Below are 16,564 nucleotides of genomic sequence, written 5' to 3'. Positions count from 1 at the left end.
AAACGCCCGGTTACATTCCGAACCCGGAAGCTAAGCCTTTCAGCGCCGATGGTACTGCAGGGGGGACCCTGTGGGAGAGTAGGACGCCGCCGAACAATCATTGCGGAAGCCCCGCACCAAACCTTCGGGTTCGGTGCGGGGCTTTTCTGCGTTTAGGATCCGGTCATGCCGAAAGAGCGAGATGCGGTTCTGCTGCTGCTCACGCAGGGCAATCCCGGGCCGCGGGACACCTCCGTAGGCGGGCCCCTGTTGTGGCCGGCCGGTGACGTGTGGCCCACCTGTGGGAGGCCGGACGAGCAGGATCCGTCGGGGGAACCGGCCGTCACCATGGTGCCGTGGGGCGGGCCGGGGAGCTGAGGATCTTCCGTTGTCCTGCGGATGCCCGGCATGGGGTCCAGACGGATCTGCACTGACGGCTCGTAGGGTTGGGGTATGGGCTACGACCTCGTCATCTTCGACAACGACGGCGTGCTGGTGGACAGTGAGCCGCTAGCCAACAGCGTCCTCGCCGGCTACCTGACCGAGCTGGGCCACCCGACCACGTACGAGGACTCGCTCCGCGACTACATGGGGGCCGCCGTGCACCGGGTGCACGATCTGGTCCTCGAACGGACCGGGGAGCGGCTGCCCGAGGACTTCGACGCGACGCTGGTCGCGCGGACCGTGGCCGCGTTCGAGCGGGAGCTGAAGCCGGTCGCCGGCATCGAGGACGTGCTCGGGGCCCTGACCGCGAGCGGGGTCGGCTACTGCCTGGCCTCCTCCGGGAGCCACGAGCGGATCAGGGCCGGGCACCTGGCAGCGGGGATCGACGGCTGGTTCGAGGAGGAGTGGATCTTCAGCTCCGAGGACGTGGGCCGGGGCAAGCCGGCACCCGATCTGTACCTGCACGCGGCACGGCAGATGGGTGTCGAGCCCGCGCGGTGCGTGGTCATCGAGGACAGCCCCCGCGGGATCCAGGCCGCCGCGGCCGCCGGGATGGACGTGTACGCGTACACCGCGATGCTGCCGGCGGACGAGCTGCCCGGGGCCACCGGGTACTTCGGGGACATGATGCAGGTCCCGCTGCTCCTCCAACTGCCTGTGTGATCGCTCTACCCACGGGTAGCCCCGGGGCCTACGCTGACCCGCCATGACGGATGATGTGCGGCTGCGGCGCGGCCGGGGCGCTCTGGGGTTCAGCTTCTTCGCACAGGGCGTGGCCTTCGCGCTGCTCGTGACCCGGATCCCGGCCATCCAGGACCGGTACGGGATATCCGACGGGCTGCTGCCCGCCTTCCTCGCCGCCGTGCCGGTCCTCGCCGGTGTCGCGAGCGTGGCCACCGAGCACCTGGTGAAGCGGGTGGCGCCCAGCGCCGTACTGCGGTGGGCGCAGCCGCTCGTGCTGCTGTCCCTGCTGGGCGTCGGGACCGGCAGCCAGATGTGGCACGTGGCGGTGGCCCTGGGGGCGTTCGGGCTGTCGGTGGGTGCGCTGGACGCCTCGATGAACATGCTCGGCGTCAGCCTGCAGCGGGCGTACGGGCGCAGCATCATGCTCGGCTTCCACGCCGCGTACAGCCTCGGCGGGATCCTGGGGGCGTCGGCCGCATGGGCGGGGGCGCACTGGCAGCTGAGCCTGTTCAGCGGCTATCTGCCGGCCGTCGTCGTGCTGGTGCCGCTGGTGCTGCTGCTGAGCCGGCGCTACGTGGACGGGACGGGCGCGGGGGAGGTGCAGGAGAAGGGGCTGGGCAGCGGCGGTTTCAAGATGCTGCTGCCGCTGTGCCTGGTGATGGCGTGCGCGTACATCGGGGACTCGACGGTGGCGAACTGGAGTGCCAAGTACCTCCAGGACGTGCTCGGGAGCTCGGAGCAGATGGCGACCGTCCCCTACAACGTCTACATGGTGACCACCCTCATCGGGCGGGCCGTCGGGGACCTGGGCGTGCGTCGGTTCGGGGCCGCGGCCGTGGTGCGGGGCGGGACGCTGGTCGCCGCCGCCGGCTTCGCCGTCGTCGCGGCCGCGCCGGGGGCGTGGGTGGGGATGCTCGGCTTCACCCTGCTGGGGATCGGGCTGTGCGTGATCGTGCCGCAGACCTTCGCCGCCGCGGGCCGGCTCTTCCCGGGCGGTTCCGACACCGCCGTCGCCCGGCTCAACATCTTCAACTACGTCGGTTTCCTGATCGGGTCGCCGCTCGTCGGCGGGATCGGTGACGCCTGGAGCTACCGGGGCGCGATGCTGGTGCCGATGGCCCTGGTGCTGGTGACACTCTTCTACGCCCGCTCGTTCGCCTCCGAGGGCGCCCGATACGGTGTCCGGCATGAGCGGCCGCGGGTTGTTGATGTGGGACGAGGCGGTAACGAGGTATGACTTCGGACCGAGCCATCCGATGGACCCGGTGCGCCTGGCGCTGACCATGGGCCTGGTGCGCGCCTTCGGGCTGGACCGGGTGATGGAGGTACGGGCGGCGCCGGCGGCCGGGGAGTCGACGCTGCGGCTGGTCCACCGGGAGGACTACGTCGCCGCGGTGCGCGAGGTGTCCGCGGACCCGGGGGTCGCCGACGGGTCGTACGGGCTGGGCACCATGGACGATCCGGCCTTCCACGGCATGCACGAGGCGTCGGCGCTGATCGCCGGGCAGTCCGTGGCGGGGGCGGAGGCGCTCTGGAGCGGGGATGCCGAGCATGCGGTGAACTTCGCGGGCGGGCTGCACCACGCCATGCCGGGCGGGGCGGCCGGTTTCTGCGTCTACAACGACGCGTCGCTGGCGATCGCCCGGCTGCTGGAGCTGGGGGCCGAGCGGGTCGCGTACGTGGATGTGGACGTCCATCACGGGGACGGCGTGCAAGCGGCCTTCTGGGACGACCCGCGGGTGCTGACGATCTCGATGCACGAGCATCCGCGGACGCTGTTCCCGCAGACCGGCTGGCCGGAGGAGACCGGTGGGCCGGGGGCCGAAGGGTCGGCGGTGAACATCGCGCTGCCCGCGGGGACCGGGGACGAGGGGTGGCTGCGGGCCTTCCACGGTGTCGTGCCGGAGCTGCTGGCGGACTTCCGGCCGCAGGTGCTGGTGACCCAGCACGGGGCCGACACGCACTTCGAGGACCCCCTCGCCCACCTTGCCGTGTCGCTGGACGCCCAGCGGGCCGTCCAGGAGTCCTGCCACCGGCTCGCGCACGAGTACGCGGACGGCAGGTGGCTGGCGCTCGGCGGCGGCGGGTACGCGGTGGTGGACGTCGTACCGCGGTCGTGGACGCACCTGGTGGCGATCGCCGCGCACCGGCCGGTGGATCCGGCGTCGGTGGTCCCGGCGTCGTGGCGGGACGAGGTGTACGCGCGGACGCGGCAGCCGGCGCCGGCCCGGATGACGGACGGGCGGACGCCGTCGTGGCGGGACTGGGAGGCGGGGTACGACCCGGCGGACCGCACGGATCAAGCCGTTCTCGCCACGCGGCGGGCGGTCTTCCCGCTGCGCGGAATGCTGACCTGACCCCCTGGACGACCTTGCTGCATCGTTACGCCAACTGTGGGGCTGTTCGCCAGAATTGATGACCTGCCAGATGTGCGGGGGGCAGCATCGGAGGGTGTTGAGCACCGGCGCGCTGCGTGCGCATCTGCTGGCCGCCCGGTTGGCCGGGCCCGTCGCCACCTCCCGGGAGGTGAGCCTGCGCAGTTACCGGCTGTTCGCGGCGCGCGATCCGCGGGTGATGCTGGGGCTGGATCCGGAGTGGGGCTGGGGCGAGGGTGACCTGCTGAGGCTGATGGCGGACAAGTGCGGTGTCTCGGCGGACCCGGCGCACGTCAGCGGGCCGGACGTGATCGACCCGGAGCGGACGGTGGCCGCGCTGGAGGCCTTCGCGGGGCGGCTGCGGGAGGCGGCGCGGTCGCGGTCGCCCGTGCTGTTCGGGACCGGCCATCCGCATCGGCTCCTGGGCTTCTACGCCGGTTTGGCGGACGCGATGTCGGCGGCGGGATGTGTTGTCCTCACTCCCGCGCAGGGGGTGAGTGTCGACATGGCGACCCGGTTCGGCGTACGCACGTACCGCATCGAATACGTACGGGGGGTCGCGCTGGTGCGGGAACCCGGCGTGCGGGTGCCGGGGAGTGCGACCGGCGTGCACACCCATTCGCCCCTGCCGGTTCGGATCGCGCTGGGGGCCCTCGCGGAGGCCGGCGGGCCGCTGCCGGAGCTGGTCGTGGGGGACCACGGGTGGGTCTGCGGCGCAGGTCAGCTCGGTGTGGAGGCGATCGGGCTGGCGGACACGGACGATCCCGCGCTGTTCGTCGGAGAGGCCGAGGGGCGGGTCTCGGTGGCCGTTCCACTTGATGACGCGGTGCGAGCGGACTACTACCGACCGCTTACGCACTACGTGCTCGGCAGGGCGAGTCTGACGGGGCGGCAGGAGTGGCCGTAGCTCCTCTTCCCCACTCGTATCACGCGCCCCTACTCTGGGGAGTGAGCGTGCGACGACGAGGAGTAACCGGAGGGGAAGCCGGTGCCCGTCATGCGCGGAAGGTCAAGGTGTGTCATGGCTGCTGGCGAGAGGCCTCTCAGCGAGGTTCAGTTCCTGACCGTGGCGGAGGTTGCCTCGGTGATGCGAGTGTCGAAGATGACCGTGTACCGGCTGGTGCACAACGGTCATCTGCCCGCAATCCGGGTGGGTCGGTCCTTCCGGGTCCCCGAAAACGCGGTCCACGAGTACCTCCGAGAGTCCTACGTGGGGGTGGAGTCGGCCTGAGAGTGACCCCGGCACGCCCTCGGATTACAAGCTCAGAGCTCGGGACGGTAGGCTAGGCCGACGTAGGTCGTGTGGGCCCCGACGCCCCGCACCGAATGAAGAGAAGTGAGCGAGGGTAGTCGTGGGCTCTGTTATCAAGAAGCGGCGCAAGCGGATGGCTAAGAAGAAGCACCGCAAGCTGCTCAAGCGCACCCGCGTCCAGCGCCGTAACAAGAAGTAGACGGCAGCTGTACGTGTTCTCCGCAGCCCCTCCACCATCCTGGTGGAGGGGCTGCGGTGCAGCCGGGGGACTTCTTCGAGGGAGGCGCTGAGCTCGTGGGGAAGGTCGTACTCGTCACCGGGGCAGCCCGGCAGTTGGGCGGCCGCTTCGTGCGCCGGATCCAGCGTGACCCGGAGGTCGAGCGGGTGATCGCGGTGGACGCGGTGACACCGCCGCACCGGCTCGGATCGGCGGAGTTCGTCCGTACGGACATCAGACAGTCGGCGATCGCCCGCGTGCTCGCCGAGCACGCCGTGGACACGGTGGTCCATCTGGCGGTCACCGGGGGCGCCGCGGGCGCCGGCGGCGCGCGCAGCGCCGTCAAGGAAACGAACGTCATCGGGACGATGCAGCTCCTCGGGGCCTGCCAGAAGTCGCCGACGGTGCGACGGCTCGTGGTGAAGTCCAGTACCAGTGTGTACGGGGGCACCTCCCGGGATCCGGCCGTCTTCACCGAGACCACCGAACCGAAATCGCTGCCGGCGGGCGGCTTCGCCAAGGACGCCGCCGAGGTCGAGGGTTACGTACGCGGCTTCGCGCGCAGGCGGCCGGACGTCGCGGTGTGCGTGCTGCGGTTCGCGAACATCCTGGGTCCCTTCGCGGACTCGGCCCTCGCCGAGTACTTCTCGATCCCGGTGATGCCGACCGTGCTGGGCTACGACCCGCGGCTGCAGTTCGTGCACGAGGACGACGTGCTCGACGTACTGCGGCTCGCCGCGCAGGAGCCCAGACGGGGGACGCTGAACAGCGGGACCTTCAACATCGCGGGTGACGGCGTGCTGCTGCTGTCGCAGTGTTCGCGGCGGCTGGGGCGGCCCACGATGCCGCTGCTGCTGCCCGCGCTGACGTGGGTGGGTTCCGCGCTGCGGGCCGTCGGGGTCACCGACTTCTCGGCGGAGCAGATGCGGCTGCTCACGCACGGCCGGGTCGTGGAGACCTCGCAGATGCGGGAGGTCCTCGGCTTCGAGCCGCTCTACACGACCGCCGAGACGTTCGCGGACTTCGCGCGGAGCCGCGGGAGCGGGCTGCTGCCGCCGGAGCGGGTCGGGCGGGCCGTGGACCGGATGGCGGCCATGCTGGGGGCAGACGGGCCCCATGTCGATGCCGACGCGGTTGAAGGAGCGAAGCGATAGTGGCGGACGCCAAGGTCATTCCGTTCGACGAGGACCGGCCGCGCCGGCGGATCCCCCGCCGGGTGCGTGCGGTGTCCGCTCCCGAGCCGGCGGAGCAGCAGCCGCCCGCTCCGGAGCCGGCGCCCGAGCCTGCTCCGGCGGAGCGCGGTGACGGCTGGGACCGGCGGATCGCGGGCGGGCTGGCCTTCCTGCGGCGGCGGATCACCGGGGACTACGAGGTCGACGAGTTCGGCTACGACAAGGAACTGACGGACCAGGTCCTGATGTCCCTGATGCGGCCGCTGTACGACAAGTACTTCCGGGTCGAGGTCAGGGGCATCGAGAACATCCCGGCGGAGGGCGGCGCGCTGATCGTCGCCAACCACTCCGGGACGCTGCCGCTGGACGGGCTGATGCTCCAAGTCGCGGTGCACGACCGGCACCCGGCACAGCGTCACCTGCGGCTGCTGGCGGCGGACCTGGTGTTCATGCTGCCGGTGGTCAACGAGCTGGCCAGGAAGGCGGGGCACACCCTGGCGTGCGCGGAGGACGCGCAGCGGCTGCTGGAGGCCGGAGAACTCGTCGGTGTGATGCCGGAGGGCTTCAAGGGGATAGGGAAGCCGTTCGGGGACCGGTACAAGCTGCAGCGGTTCGGCCGGGGCGGGTTCGTGTCCACGGCGCTGCGGGCGGGGACGCCGATCGTGCCGTGCTCAATCGTGGGGGCGGAGGAGATCTACCCCATGGTCGGCAACGCGAAGACGCTGGCGCGGCTGCTGGGGGTCCCGTACTTCCCGATCACGCCGACGTTTCCGTGGCTGGGGCCGTTGGGGGCGGTGCCGTTGCCGACGAAGTGGACGATCCAGTTCGGCGAGCCGATCCCCACGGAGGGCTATGCGGCCGAGGCGGCGGAGGATCCGATGCTGATGTTCAACCTGACGGATCAGGTGCGGGAGCAGATCCAGCACACGCTGTACAAACTGCTGGTGCAGCGGCGGTCCGTGTTCTTCTGACCCGCCGCCGAAGGAACGAGGCGGGGCTGCCGTGGGCAGCCCCGCCTTTCCTCTACTCCGCGTCCTCCGCGCCCAGGCCGAGGCCCGGGAGGATGCCCGGGAGGAGGGGCGGGAGGGTGATGTCCGGCCCGGCCTGCTCCGGGGTGCCCGAGGGGGGCGGAGCCGACTGTCCCGCGGGCGGGTTGAGCAGGTCGCCCGTACCGCCCAGGAGGCCGCCGCCGGCCGGTGGCCGGGTGCTGCCCGAGGGGGACGGCGCCGGGCTGCCGGAGGGCGTCCCCGCGGCCGGGGCGGACTGCTGCCCTCCGCTGGGGGTGCCCGGCTTGTGGGAGGAGCTGCCGGGGGGCGTGCCGGTGCCGCGGGTCTGCTCCGGTGGCTTGGGGAGCAGGCTCTGGAGCGGCGCCACGTCTTCGTCTATGGCCTGGAAGACCGACTCCACCTCACCGCCCACGTCCGTGAGCTGCGCCGGGAGCCTCTCGCGGAGCTTGCCCCACGCGTCGCGGTGGGAGCGGGAGAACGACGACAGCTTCTGGATCGGGCCGAGCGAGCCGTCCCGTTCGTACGCCGCCTGGAGGAGCCGGTGGCCCTGCTCCGCGTCGTGCTTCACGCCCGCCAGGGCGCGGCGGATCGCGCCCAGGGACTCGTGGTCCAGGTCGCCCAACCGGCCCCGTTCCATCAGCCGGCGGGCTTCCGACAGACGGTTCGAGGCCTGGTCGAGGTAGAGCTCGCCCCTGTCCGCGTCGTCGTCGGCCATCCCCAGCTTCAGGTCCTCCATGCCCCGCTTCACGGGGTAGAGGTGGTCACCGGGCAGGGCGTCGGAACTGGCAGCGGCCACTCCGCTGAAGGCCCCCGCGGCCACACCCACGGTGAGGCCGCCCGCTGCGATGCCCTTGGACCAGCGGGAGCGGGGCCGCAATTTCCGGAGCGGGGTCGCCCGGTGGGCGCCGCGGCCGGTCCGCTGCTCGGGCACATGAGGGTCCGAGGCGGCACCGCCCCCGGCCCTCTCTTCCAACACCATGGCCTCCATGGCCGCAACGAGCTGGGCTCGCTGCACCACCTTGACCTCGGGGTCCAGCACCGGGCGCGGCATTCTTTCGCCGAGCGCGCTCGCCAGGGCCAACAACCGGTCGTGGTCGGCAGGTTCGGCAGGTGCCTCGGGCTGCTCGGCCGCCGGGTCCGGTTCCGAAAGATCGGACGGGGTCCGATCCTCCAGGGCCTGGGCGAAGGCGTTCGCCCGCCGGTGCGGAGTCACGTTCGCGATCACTGGCGGCACCTCCTCTCGTCATGACGATCGACTCCCCAAGGTGTCCGGAAGGTTGCCTTCCTTGAGCACATCCACACTTTCGGGTGAGCGGCTTCGGGCAGGGCGTGTCCACAGGGAGTCTGCATTCCGCACAACGAGCGTCGCGGCACTTGGGTTACGGACGAAGGATGATCGGACCACAGCGTCATCGAGGGGTCACCGGATGTATGTGAGGTTGTGTTGATTTGGGAGGGGGGTCAGCGGGCGTCGTCCGGGAGGAGGCGGGCCAGGGTGCGGACCGCCCGGTACTGGAGCGTCTTGATGGCTCCTTCGTTCTTTCCCATGACCCGGGCCGTCTCGGCGACCGAGAGGCCCTGCAGGAAGCGCAGGGTCACGCACTCCTGCTGCTGGGGATTGAGCTTCCGCACGGCCTCCAGCAGGGCCGCGTTGGAGAGGGACTCCAGCACGGAGTCCTCGGGGCTGCGCTCGACCTCGTTGGCGTCGAGCATCTCTCCGGTGGTGACCTCCAGCCGGAAGCGGCTGGACTTGAAGTGGTCCGCCACCAGGTTGCGGGCGATCGTCACCAGCCAGGCGCCGAAGTCGCGGCCCTGCCAGGTGAAGGTGGAGATGCGGCGCAGCGCGCGCAGGAAGGTCTCGCTGGTGAGGTCCTCCGCGGTCGCCTTCCCTCCGACCCGGTAGTAGATGTAGCGGTAGACGGTGTCGCTGTACTGGTCGTAGAGGCGGCCGAAGGCCTCGGCCTCGCCCGCCTGGGCTCGTTCGACCAGGTCCATCATGCGGGCCTGGTCGCTGTCCGCCGTGGGGCGGCGGGGGGTGGCCTGGGTGCTCGTGCCGGCGGCGCCGTTCGAGCCCCCGGCCGCGCGGCCTCGTCTGCCCACCGTCGCGCCGCCGTCGGTCAGGGCATAGCAAGGACCGGCCGGGCCGATACCGGCGGGGACCGCGGCGGCGAAGGCGGGGACGGCGTACGCGGTGGGGACGAAGCCGCGCAGGTGGTCGAGGACCGTTGCGCGCAGCTGAGCCAGGCCCGAGGCGTCAACCCCGACAGGTGGGTACACGGGACTCCCAGAGGCAGAGCTTCCATCACGTGCAGTGCGGAACCGTTCACCCGTCGTGGCGACAGATGGCCGGTGGCATGCGTTTGAGGAGAATAACGCTTCGTACAGGCAGTGCTACACCCAGTTGCTCAAATCACCGGTTCCGACACTTCTGTTGCGTGTCGAGGGCATATTCAGTCGCGGTTGGTGATCGATTCTTGATCGCTTGGGTGCGCGGAATGGACGCTTCCAAGGGGGGCCGCGACCGAGTCGGGCAGGCCGGAGTGCCGCGCCGGGGGCGCGGGTAGAGGTGAGCGAATGCCCGGGGTCGCGCCGGGCCGCCGCGCGCGGGGGCGGCGGGGCCCGGCCTGCCGTTGTTACTTGCGGCGGCGGTGCAGGGCGATGGCGGCGGCCGCGCCGCCCGCGATCGCGCCGACGCCGGCGGCCGCCGGGACGCCGACCTTCACGGCCTTGCGGCCGGTCCGGTAGTCGCGCAGCCGCCAGTCGTTGGTACGGGCATGCTTGCGCAGTTTTGTGTCCGGATTGATCGCGTACGGATGTCCGACGAGAGACAGCATCGGGATGTCGTTGTGCGAATCGCTGTACGCGGCGCAGCGCGCGAGGTCCAGCCCCTCGGCGGCGGCCAGGGCGCGGACCGCCTCGGCCTTGGCGGGGCCGTGCAGCGGCTCGCCGACCAGGCGGCCGGTGTAGACCCCGTCGACGGACTCGGCGACGGTGCCCAGGGCGCCGGTCAGGCCGAGCCGGCGGGCGATGATCGTGGCCGTCTCCACGGGGGCGGCGGTGACCAGCCACACCTTCTGGCCGGCGTCGAGGTGGGCCTGGGCCAGGGCGCGGGTGCCCGGCCAGATCCGCTCGGCCATGTATTCGTCGTAGATCTCCTCGCCGATGGCCATCAGCTCCGAGACCTTGTGGCCCTTGACGATGGACAGGGCGCTGTCGCGGGCGTCCTGCATGTGCTCGGGGTCCTCGACCCCGGCGAGCCGGAACCAGGCCTGCTGCCAGGCGAAGCGGGCGAGTTCGCGGCGCTGGAAGAACTCGCGCTTGTAGAGGCCGCGGCCGAAGTGGAAGATCGCGGCGCCCTGCATGACGGTGTTGTCGAGGTCGAAGAAGGCGGCGGCGAGGTCGTCGCCGGCGACCGGGAACTCGGGCTCGGCCGGGGGCTCTTCGCGGGGCGCCTCGATCGCGGGTGCCTCGGTCTCGGCTTCGGCCTCGGCTCCGACCAGCGCCGTCTTGCGGGCGGCCTCCGCCGAGGCCTCGCCTGCAAGCACGCTCCGCGCGGTTGCGGAGCGTTTACGAGGGGTGAGCCATCCGAGAGCGGCCATGCGGCGAGCATAGCCACTGTGTTCGGTACTTCCCGAACCGATGGGAAACGGAGGCGTTAACACTTCGGGAGAATGAAGCCATGAGCCCTTTGTTGCGCCGCAAGGAAAAGAAGCGTCCCGGCGAGCGGATGGTGACGCTGATCGGGAAGCCCGGGTGTCACCTGTGCGACGACGCCGAGGAGGTGGTCGCGAGGGTCTGCGCCGAGACCGGAGCGCAGTGGGAGAAGAAGGACATCTCGCAGGACGAGGAGCTGTACCGGCTGCACTGGGAGCAGATCCCGGTGGTGCTCGTCGACGGCGAACAGCACACCTTCTGGAGGGTGAACCCGGACCGCCTCCGGCGGGCGTTGGAGGCCTGACCCCCTTCCCGGTTACCATCATGGGCGATTTGTGGGGTCTCGGGGGCGTATCTGTGAGGAGTGTGCACGGTTTTGCCCCCTTTGGGATTTGAACGGGTTCGGCGTGCGGCCGGTTCCGGGTTTAGGTGACGAGGTCGCGTGACCCCGGTCACTTTGCTCGGACAAAGCGGACACAATCTTTGTGCACGCGTTCACAAAGGCATAGCCTGCTGTCGACGGGGCGGTCTTGGGACAAGTGACCGCCTGCAGCCCCGCTCATCCCGCAGGAGCATCGTGGCAACTGGCCGAACTCACCGACCGGCGACCCGCAGCCGAGGTATTCCCGAGGCCACTGTCGCCCGGCTTCCGCTGTACTTGCGTGCCCTCACCGCGCTCTCCGAGCGATCGGTGCCCACGGTGTCCTCCGAGGAGCTCGCAGCCGCCGCCGGAGTCAACTCCGCGAAGCTGCGCAAGGACTTCTCGTACCTCGGTTCCTACGGCACCCGCGGCGTCGGCTACGACGTCGAATACCTCGTCTACCAGATCTCCCGCGAGCTCGGCCTGACCCAGGACTGGCCGGTCGTCATCGTCGGCATCGGTAACCTCGGCGCCGCCCTCGCCAACTACGGCGGCTTCTCCGCGCGCGGCTTCCGCGTCGCGGCCCTCATCGACGCCGACCCGGCGATGGCCGGCAAGCCGGTCGCCGGCATGTCCGTGCAGCACACCGACGACCTCGAGAAGATCATCGAGGAGAACGGCGTCTCGATCGGCGTCATCGCGACGCCCGCCGGCGCCGCCCAGCAGGTCAGCGAGCGGCTGATCGCGGCCGGGGTCACCTCGATCCTGAACTTCGCGCCGACCGTGCTGTCCGTGCCCGACGGCGTCGACGTGCGCAAGGTCGACCTCTCCATCGAGCTCCAGATCCTGGCGTTCCACGAGCAGCGCAAGGCCGGTGAGGAAGCGGCCGCCGCTGCCGCCGGCGGCTCCTCCGTGGGCGGCGCCGCCCCCGCCGCGGCCGTCGTGCCGCCGGCCGGGCGCGCGGCCGCCGAGGCGCGCAAGGGCAACCCCGAGGGCGACCACCCGGCGGTGATGCCGGCATGAGTCTGCTCGTCGTAGGGCTGAGTCACCGCAGCGCACCCGTGAGCGTCCTGGAGCGGGCCTCGCTGTCCGCGGACGCCAAGATCAAGCTGCTGCACGACACCCTCGCCGCGGAACCGGCGGCGGAGGCCGCGGTGCTCGCCACGTGCAACCGCATCGAGCTGTACGCGGACGTGGACAAGTTCCACGCGGGTGTGGCCGAGCTGTCCACGCTGCTGGCCCAGCACAGCGGAGTGGCCCTGGAAGAGCTCACCCCGTACCTGTACGTGCACTACGAGGACCGGGCGGTGCACCACCTGTTCTCGGTGGCGTGCGGGCTGGACTCGATGGTCGTGGGCGAGGGCCAGATCCTCGGCCAGATCAAGGACGCGCTGGCGCTGGGGCAGGAACTGCACACCGCCGGCCGGCTGATCAACGACCTGTTCCAGCAGGCGCTGCGGGTGGGCAAGCGGGCGCACTCGGAGACCGGGATCGACCGCGCGGGCCAGTCGCTGGTGACCTTCGGGCTGGAGCAGCTCGCGGTGCGCGTGCCGGTGGGCGAGTGGGCCGCCGGGAAGCGGGCGCTGGTGATCGGTGCCGGGTCGATGTCCTCGCTGGCCGCGGCGACACTGGCGCGGGTCGGTGTCGCGGAGATCGTCGTGGCGAACCGGACCGGTGAGCGGGCGGAGCGGCTTGCGGAGATTCTGGTTGCCTCGGGCACCGGGGTCTCGGCGGTGGCGATCCCCATGGCCGGGGTCGCCGATGAGCTGACACGAGTCGATGTGGTGGTGTCCTGTACCGGGGCCACCGGGCTCGTGCTGACCGCCGATGACGTGCTCGGCGCCGTGTCCTGGGGCGCTGCCCCAGACCCCGCGCCTCAAACGCCGGCGGGGCCGGATGTGCCGGCCGGGCCGGGTGCGTCCGCCGGGGTGGATGCGGCCGTCATCGCGCGGCTCGCCGCCGCTGCCCGGGACGGGGGCCGCCTGGCCGACGCCGGGGCGGTGCGGACGATGGCTGCCGCCGTCGAGGCCGACGGGTGCCCTGTGGGGCCCGACGGGCGGGCCGCACTGACCGGAGTCGACGCCAACTCCCTCGAACTGCACGGGACCTGGGCCGACCAGGGCGAGGCAGCCGCGCAGCGGCAGCCGCGCAGGAGCGCCCGTACGCAGACCGACGCGACGGCCGTCCGGCTCGCGCTGCTCGACCTGGCCATGCCCCGGGACATCGATGCCGCCGTGCACCGGATCCCCGGCGTGCGGCTCGTCGACATCGAAAGCCTGGCCGAGGCGTCCGCCGACGCCCCGATGGCGGCCGACGTGGACGCCGTCCGCGGCATAGTCGCGGAGGAAGTCGCAGCCTTCGGGGCGGCACAGCGGGCCGCGCACATCACGCCCACCGTCGTCGCCCTGCGGGCCATGGCGGCCGAGGTCGTGGCCATGGAAGTGGCGCGGCTCGACGGGCGGGTGCCCGACCTCGACGAACGGCAGCGGGCCGAGGTCACCCAGACCGTGCGCCGCGTCGTCGACAAGCTCCTCCACGCGCCGACCGTGCGCGTCAAGCAGCTCGCCAGCGAGCCCGGCGGCGCCGGGTACGCGGAGGCACTGCGCGAACTCTTCGACCTCGACCCTCAGACGGTTGCTTCCGTCAGCCGGGCGGACGCGGCCGATCCGATGAACGACGACGACCCAGGACGGGCATCATGAACACACGTCCCGACCAGCCGCTGCGGCTCGGTACGCGGCGGAGCAAGCTGGCCATGTCCCAGTCGGGGCACGTCGCCGACGCGGTACGGGCGATCACCGGCCGGCCCGTGGAGCTCGTGGAGATCACGACCTACGGCGACGTCTCGCGCGAGCACCTCGCGCAGATCGGCGGGACGGGAGTCTTCGTCACCGCCCTGCGCGACGCGCTGCTGCGGGGCGAGGTCGACTTCGCCGTGCACTCGCTGAAGGACCTGCCGACCGCGCAGCCCGACGACCTCGTGATCGCGGCCATGCCGCGGCGCGAGGACGCGCGGGACGCGCTCGTCGCGCGGGACGGCCTGACCTTCGAGCAGCTGCCCGACGGTGCCCGCATCGGCACCGGGTCGCCGCGGCGCACGGCCCAGCTCAACCACCTGGCGCTGTCGCTCGGCAAGCGGATCGAGACGGTGCCCATCCGCGGCAACGTCGACACCCGGATCGGCTTCGTCCGCGACGGCGAGCTCGACGCCGTCGTGCTCGCGGCCGCCGGCCTCAACCGGATCGGTCGCGGTGACGAGGCGACCGACCTGCTCTCCGTCGACAACGTCCTGCCGGCCCCCGGCCAGGGCGCCCTGGCCGTGGAGTGCCCCGCGTCCGATACGGACCTCATCGCCGCGCTCGGCGAACTCGACGACCCGTTCACCCGGGCCGCCGTGACCGCCGAGCGTTCTCTGCTCGCCGCCCTGGAGGCCGGCTGCAGCGCACCCGTGGGCGCGTTCGCCGATCTGCTGGCCGACGGTCAGATTGTCAATGAAATGCGCCTGCGCGGCGTCGTCGGAACCCTCGACGGCTCGACGCTGGTGCAGCTGTCCACCACCGGTCCCGTGCCCCAGTCGTACGACGAGGCCATGGCTCTCGGCCGCGAACTCGCGGACGAGATGCTGGCCAAGGGCGCGGCCGGTCTGATGGGGGAGCGATCGCTTTGAACCCCTCAAGTCCGACCACCTCCGCTTTTCCGGCCGTCGCCGCCCACGGACGCGTCACCTTCCTCGGTGCCGGCCCCGGCGACCCGGGTCTGCTGACGCTGCGCGCCGTCGAGGCGCTCGCCGCCGCGGACGTACTGATCGCGGAGCCCGAGGTGCTCGAGGTCGTACGGACGCATGCGCGCGCGAATGTCGACACGCCGCAGCTGACGATCGCTGACGAAGTGTCAGCAGCCGCCGGGGTCCCGGTGATCCGGGACGCGGCCAATCTTGTCATGGAGGCCGCACGCTCCGGCAGGCGGGTCGTGCGTGCCGTCACGGGCGACCCCGGGCTCGACGGCAACGCGGCCGAGGAGATGCTCGTCTGCGCCACCGCCGGCATCCCCTTCGAGGTGGTGCCCGGTGTCGCGACCGCGGTGGGCGTGCCCGCGTACGCCGGTGTCCCGCTGCGCGACAAGCAGGGCGCGGACGTCCGGTTCGTCGACGCGAAGACCGCCTCGGCGCGCTGCTGGAGCGAGGTCGGCGCGAGCGACGGGATCCTCGTCGTCTCCGCGACGCTGGAAACCGTCTCGGCGGCCGCCGCCGAGCTGGTGAGCGCCGGGCGCAAGCCCGACACCCCGCTGACGGTGACCGTCGCCGGCACCACCACGCGGCAGCGCACCTGGTCCGCGACGCTGGGCACGATCGCCCAGGTGTTCAAGCAGGGCAAGGTGCTCCCCTCGCCCGAGGGCGCCCGCCCCGTCATAGCCGTGGTCGGTGAGCACAGCGCCGCCGCGCGGCGCGAGGACCTGGCCTGGTTCGAGTCGAAGCCGCTGTTCGGCTGGCGGGTCCTCGTACCGCGCACCAAGGAGCAGGCCGCCTCGCTCTCCGACCAGCTGCGTTCGTACGGCGCGGTACCGCACGAGGTGCCGACCATCGCCGTGGAGCCGCCGCGCACCCCGCAGCAGATGGAGCGCGCGGTGAAGGGCCTGGTGACGGGCCGCTACGAGTGGATCGCCTTCACCTCGGTCAACGCCGTGAAGGCCGTCCGTGAGAAGTTCGAGGAGTACGGGCTCGACGCCCGTGCCTTCGCGGGCATCAAGGTCGCCGCGGTGGGCGAGCAGACCGCGGCCTCGCTCGTGGAGTTCGGCGTGAAGCCGGACCTGGTGCCGAGCGGCGAGCAGTCCGCGGCCGGACTGCTGGAGGACTGGCCGCCGTACGACCCGGTCTTCGACCCGATCGACCGCGTGTTCCTGCCGCGGGCCGACATCGCGACCGAGACGCTGGTCGCCGGGCTGATCGAGCTCGGGTGGGAGGTCGACGACGTCACCGCCTACCGGACCGTGCGCGCGTCGCCGCCGCCGGCGGACACGCGCGAGGCGATCAAGGGCGGCGGCTTCGACGCCGTTCTCTTCACGTCGTCGAGCACCGTGCGCAACCTGGTGGGCATCGCCGGCAAGCCGCACAACGTGACCGTCATCGCCTGTATCGGGCCGGCGACGGCCAAGACGGCGGAGGAGCACGGGCTGCGCGTGGACGTGCTGTCCCCGGAGCCGTCGGTGTCGAAGCTGGCGGAGGCCCTCGCCGAGTACGGTGCGGCGCGCCGCGAGGCGGCCAAGGAGGCCGGCGAGACGGTGTTCCGGCCGAGCGAGCGCCGGCCGGGGGCGCGGCGTCGTCGCACCACCTAGCAGTGGGCTGAGCGGAAACGAGTACGAGGGTGGGGTCCGGCGCCGGTGCGTCGGGCCCCGCCCTTGTTTTTTCCGGGGCGGTCGCAGG

At 71.6% G+C, this 16,564-nt stretch carries 17 protein-coding genes and 1 rRNA gene; 15 read left to right on the top strand and 3 right to left on the bottom strand.

The features are described from left to right. The 10 genes from rrf to PV721_RS31485 form a co-directional block, all read left to right on the top strand. Window positions 1-95 (top strand): 5S ribosomal RNA (rrf, locus tag PV721_RS31530); the annotation flags it as partial. A 70-nt stretch (window positions 96-165) separates the two neighbouring features. Next, a complete protein-coding gene (locus PV721_RS31525; protein ID WP_319730325.1) occupies window positions 166-357 on the top strand; it encodes a hypothetical protein in 192 nt (63 codons plus the stop codon). A gap of 75 nt (window positions 358-432) precedes the next feature. Then, window positions 433-1,086 carry an HAD family hydrolase gene (locus PV721_RS31520; protein WP_319730323.1) on the top strand — a complete coding sequence of 218 codons (654 nt, stop codon included), beginning with the start codon at window positions 433-435 and terminating at the stop codon, window positions 1,084-1,086. A gap of 43 nt (window positions 1,087-1,129) precedes the next feature. Next, on the top strand, window positions 1,130-2,344 hold the full coding sequence (locus PV721_RS31515; protein ID WP_319730321.1) for an MFS transporter: 1,215 nt from the start codon (window positions 1,130-1,132) through the stop codon (window positions 2,342-2,344). Beyond that, the gene (locus tag PV721_RS31510; RefSeq protein WP_319730318.1) at window positions 2,295-3,464 is read left to right on the top strand and encodes an acetoin utilization protein AcuC; all 1,170 of its coding nucleotides are present in this window, start codon (window positions 2,295-2,297) and stop codon (window positions 3,462-3,464) included. Before PV721_RS31515 ends, PV721_RS31510 begins: the two co-directional genes overlap by 50 nt. A 94-nt stretch (window positions 3,465-3,558) precedes the next feature. Next, complete coding sequence (locus PV721_RS31505; protein ID WP_319730315.1) at window positions 3,559-4,389, top strand: phosphatase; 831 nt, start codon at window positions 3,559-3,561, stop codon at window positions 4,387-4,389. A 114-nt stretch (window positions 4,390-4,503) separates the two neighbouring features. Next, window positions 4,504-4,713, top strand: a complete 210-nt coding sequence (locus PV721_RS31500; RefSeq protein WP_008738568.1) for a helix-turn-helix domain-containing protein — start codon at window positions 4,504-4,506, stop codon at window positions 4,711-4,713. 121 nt (window positions 4,714-4,834) lie between these two features. Next, the gene (locus PV721_RS31495) at window positions 4,835-4,933 is read left to right on the top strand and encodes a 30S ribosomal protein bS22 (RefSeq protein WP_003948845.1); all 99 of its coding nucleotides are present in this window, start codon (window positions 4,835-4,837) and stop codon (window positions 4,931-4,933) included. 95 nt (window positions 4,934-5,028) lie between these two features. Beyond that, window positions 5,029-6,105, top strand: coding sequence for an NAD-dependent epimerase/dehydratase family protein (locus PV721_RS31490; RefSeq protein ID WP_319730303.1), 1,077 nt, complete (start codon window positions 5,029-5,031; stop codon window positions 6,103-6,105). Beyond that, window positions 6,105-7,094, top strand: a complete 990-nt coding sequence (locus PV721_RS31485; protein ID WP_319730302.1) for a lysophospholipid acyltransferase family protein — start codon at window positions 6,105-6,107, stop codon at window positions 7,092-7,094. Before PV721_RS31490 ends, PV721_RS31485 begins: the two co-directional genes overlap by 1 nt. Window positions 7,095-7,146: 52 nt before the next feature. Here the strand turns inward: PV721_RS31485 and PV721_RS31480 are convergent, their stop codons facing one another. The 3 genes from PV721_RS31480 to PV721_RS31470 all read right to left on the bottom strand — a co-directional run bounded on the left by PV721_RS31480 (window position 7,147) and on the right by PV721_RS31470 (window position 10,729). Then, on the bottom strand, window positions 7,147-8,355 hold the full coding sequence (locus PV721_RS31480; protein ID WP_319730299.1) for a DUF5667 domain-containing protein: 1,209 nt from the start codon (window positions 8,353-8,355) through the stop codon (window positions 7,147-7,149). 236 nt (window positions 8,356-8,591) lie between these two features. After that, window positions 8,592-9,407: an ECF subfamily RNA polymerase sigma factor, BldN family gene (locus tag PV721_RS31475; RefSeq protein ID WP_319730297.1), complete on the bottom strand. Its 816-nt coding sequence runs from the start codon at window positions 9,405-9,407 to the stop codon at window positions 8,592-8,594. Between the two features lie 356 nt (window positions 9,408-9,763). Continuing rightward, a complete protein-coding gene (locus PV721_RS31470; protein ID WP_319730295.1) occupies window positions 9,764-10,729 on the bottom strand; it encodes an HAD-IB family hydrolase in 966 nt (321 codons plus the stop codon). 80 nt (window positions 10,730-10,809) lie between these two features. Here PV721_RS31470 and PV721_RS31465 point away from each other — a divergent pair, with 80 nt between their 5' ends. The 5 genes from PV721_RS31465 (at window position 10,810) to PV721_RS31445 (ending at window position 16,476) form a co-directional block, all read left to right on the top strand. Beyond that, complete coding sequence (locus tag PV721_RS31465) at window positions 10,810-11,088, top strand: glutaredoxin family protein (RefSeq protein WP_319730294.1); 279 nt, start codon at window positions 10,810-10,812, stop codon at window positions 11,086-11,088. 273 nt (window positions 11,089-11,361) lie between these two features. Continuing rightward, window positions 11,362-12,168 carry a redox-sensing transcriptional repressor Rex gene (locus PV721_RS31460; RefSeq protein WP_030721283.1) on the top strand — a complete coding sequence of 269 codons (807 nt, stop codon included), beginning with the start codon at window positions 11,362-11,364 and terminating at the stop codon, window positions 12,166-12,168. Next, window positions 12,165-13,847, top strand: coding sequence for a glutamyl-tRNA reductase (locus tag PV721_RS31455; RefSeq protein ID WP_319730291.1), 1,683 nt, complete (start codon window positions 12,165-12,167; stop codon window positions 13,845-13,847). The genes PV721_RS31460 and PV721_RS31455 overlap by 4 nt, the downstream gene beginning before the upstream one ends. Further along, a complete protein-coding gene (gene hemC / locus PV721_RS31450) occupies window positions 13,844-14,812 on the top strand; it encodes a hydroxymethylbilane synthase (protein ID WP_319730289.1) in 969 nt (322 codons plus the stop codon). The genes PV721_RS31455 and hemC overlap by 4 nt, the downstream gene beginning before the upstream one ends. Further along, window positions 14,809-16,476: a bifunctional uroporphyrinogen-III C-methyltransferase/uroporphyrinogen-III synthase gene (locus PV721_RS31445; protein WP_319730287.1), complete on the top strand. Its 1,668-nt coding sequence runs from the start codon at window positions 14,809-14,811 to the stop codon at window positions 16,474-16,476. The genes hemC and PV721_RS31445 overlap by 4 nt, the downstream gene beginning before the upstream one ends. The last annotated feature ends 88 nt before the right edge of the window (window positions 16,477-16,564 follow it).

It is taken from the genome of Streptomyces sp. MB09-01, assembly GCF_033794505.1.
Classification (GTDB): Bacteria; Actinomycetota; Actinomycetes; order Streptomycetales; family Streptomycetaceae; genus Streptomyces.
The sequence above is the reverse complement of the archived record's forward strand: the minus strand, read 5'-3'. Positions and strand labels throughout refer to the sequence as shown.

What these genes read in the sequence shown, in the direction of transcription:
- PV721_RS31525 (WP_319730325.1), top strand. Translation starts at nt 166, where the DNA reads ATGCCGAAAGAGCGAGATGCGGTTCTGCTGCTGCTCACGCAGGGCAAT.
- PV721_RS31520 (WP_319730323.1), top strand. Translation starts at nt 433, where the DNA reads ATGGGCTACGACCTCGTCATCTTCGACAACGACGGCGTGCTGGTGGAC.
- PV721_RS31515 (WP_319730321.1), top strand. Translation starts at nt 1,130, where the DNA reads ATGACGGATGATGTGCGGCTGCGGCGCGGCCGGGGCGCTCTGGGGTTC.
- PV721_RS31510 (WP_319730318.1), top strand. Translation starts at nt 2,295, where the DNA reads ATGAGCGGCCGCGGGTTGTTGATGTGGGACGAGGCGGTAACGAGGTAT.
- PV721_RS31500 (WP_008738568.1), top strand. Translation starts at nt 4,504, where the DNA reads ATGGCTGCTGGCGAGAGGCCTCTCAGCGAGGTTCAGTTCCTGACCGTG.
- PV721_RS31470 (WP_319730295.1), bottom strand. Translation starts at nt 10,729, where the DNA reads ATGGCCGCTCTCGGATGGCTCACCCCTCGTAAACGCTCCGCAACCGCG.
- PV721_RS31465 (WP_319730294.1), top strand. Translation starts at nt 10,810, where the DNA reads ATGAGCCCTTTGTTGCGCCGCAAGGAAAAGAAGCGTCCCGGCGAGCGG.
- PV721_RS31455 (WP_319730291.1), top strand. Translation starts at nt 12,165, where the DNA reads ATGAGTCTGCTCGTCGTAGGGCTGAGTCACCGCAGCGCACCCGTGAGC.
- hemC (WP_319730289.1), top strand. Translation starts at nt 13,844, where the DNA reads ATGAACACACGTCCCGACCAGCCGCTGCGGCTCGGTACGCGGCGGAGC.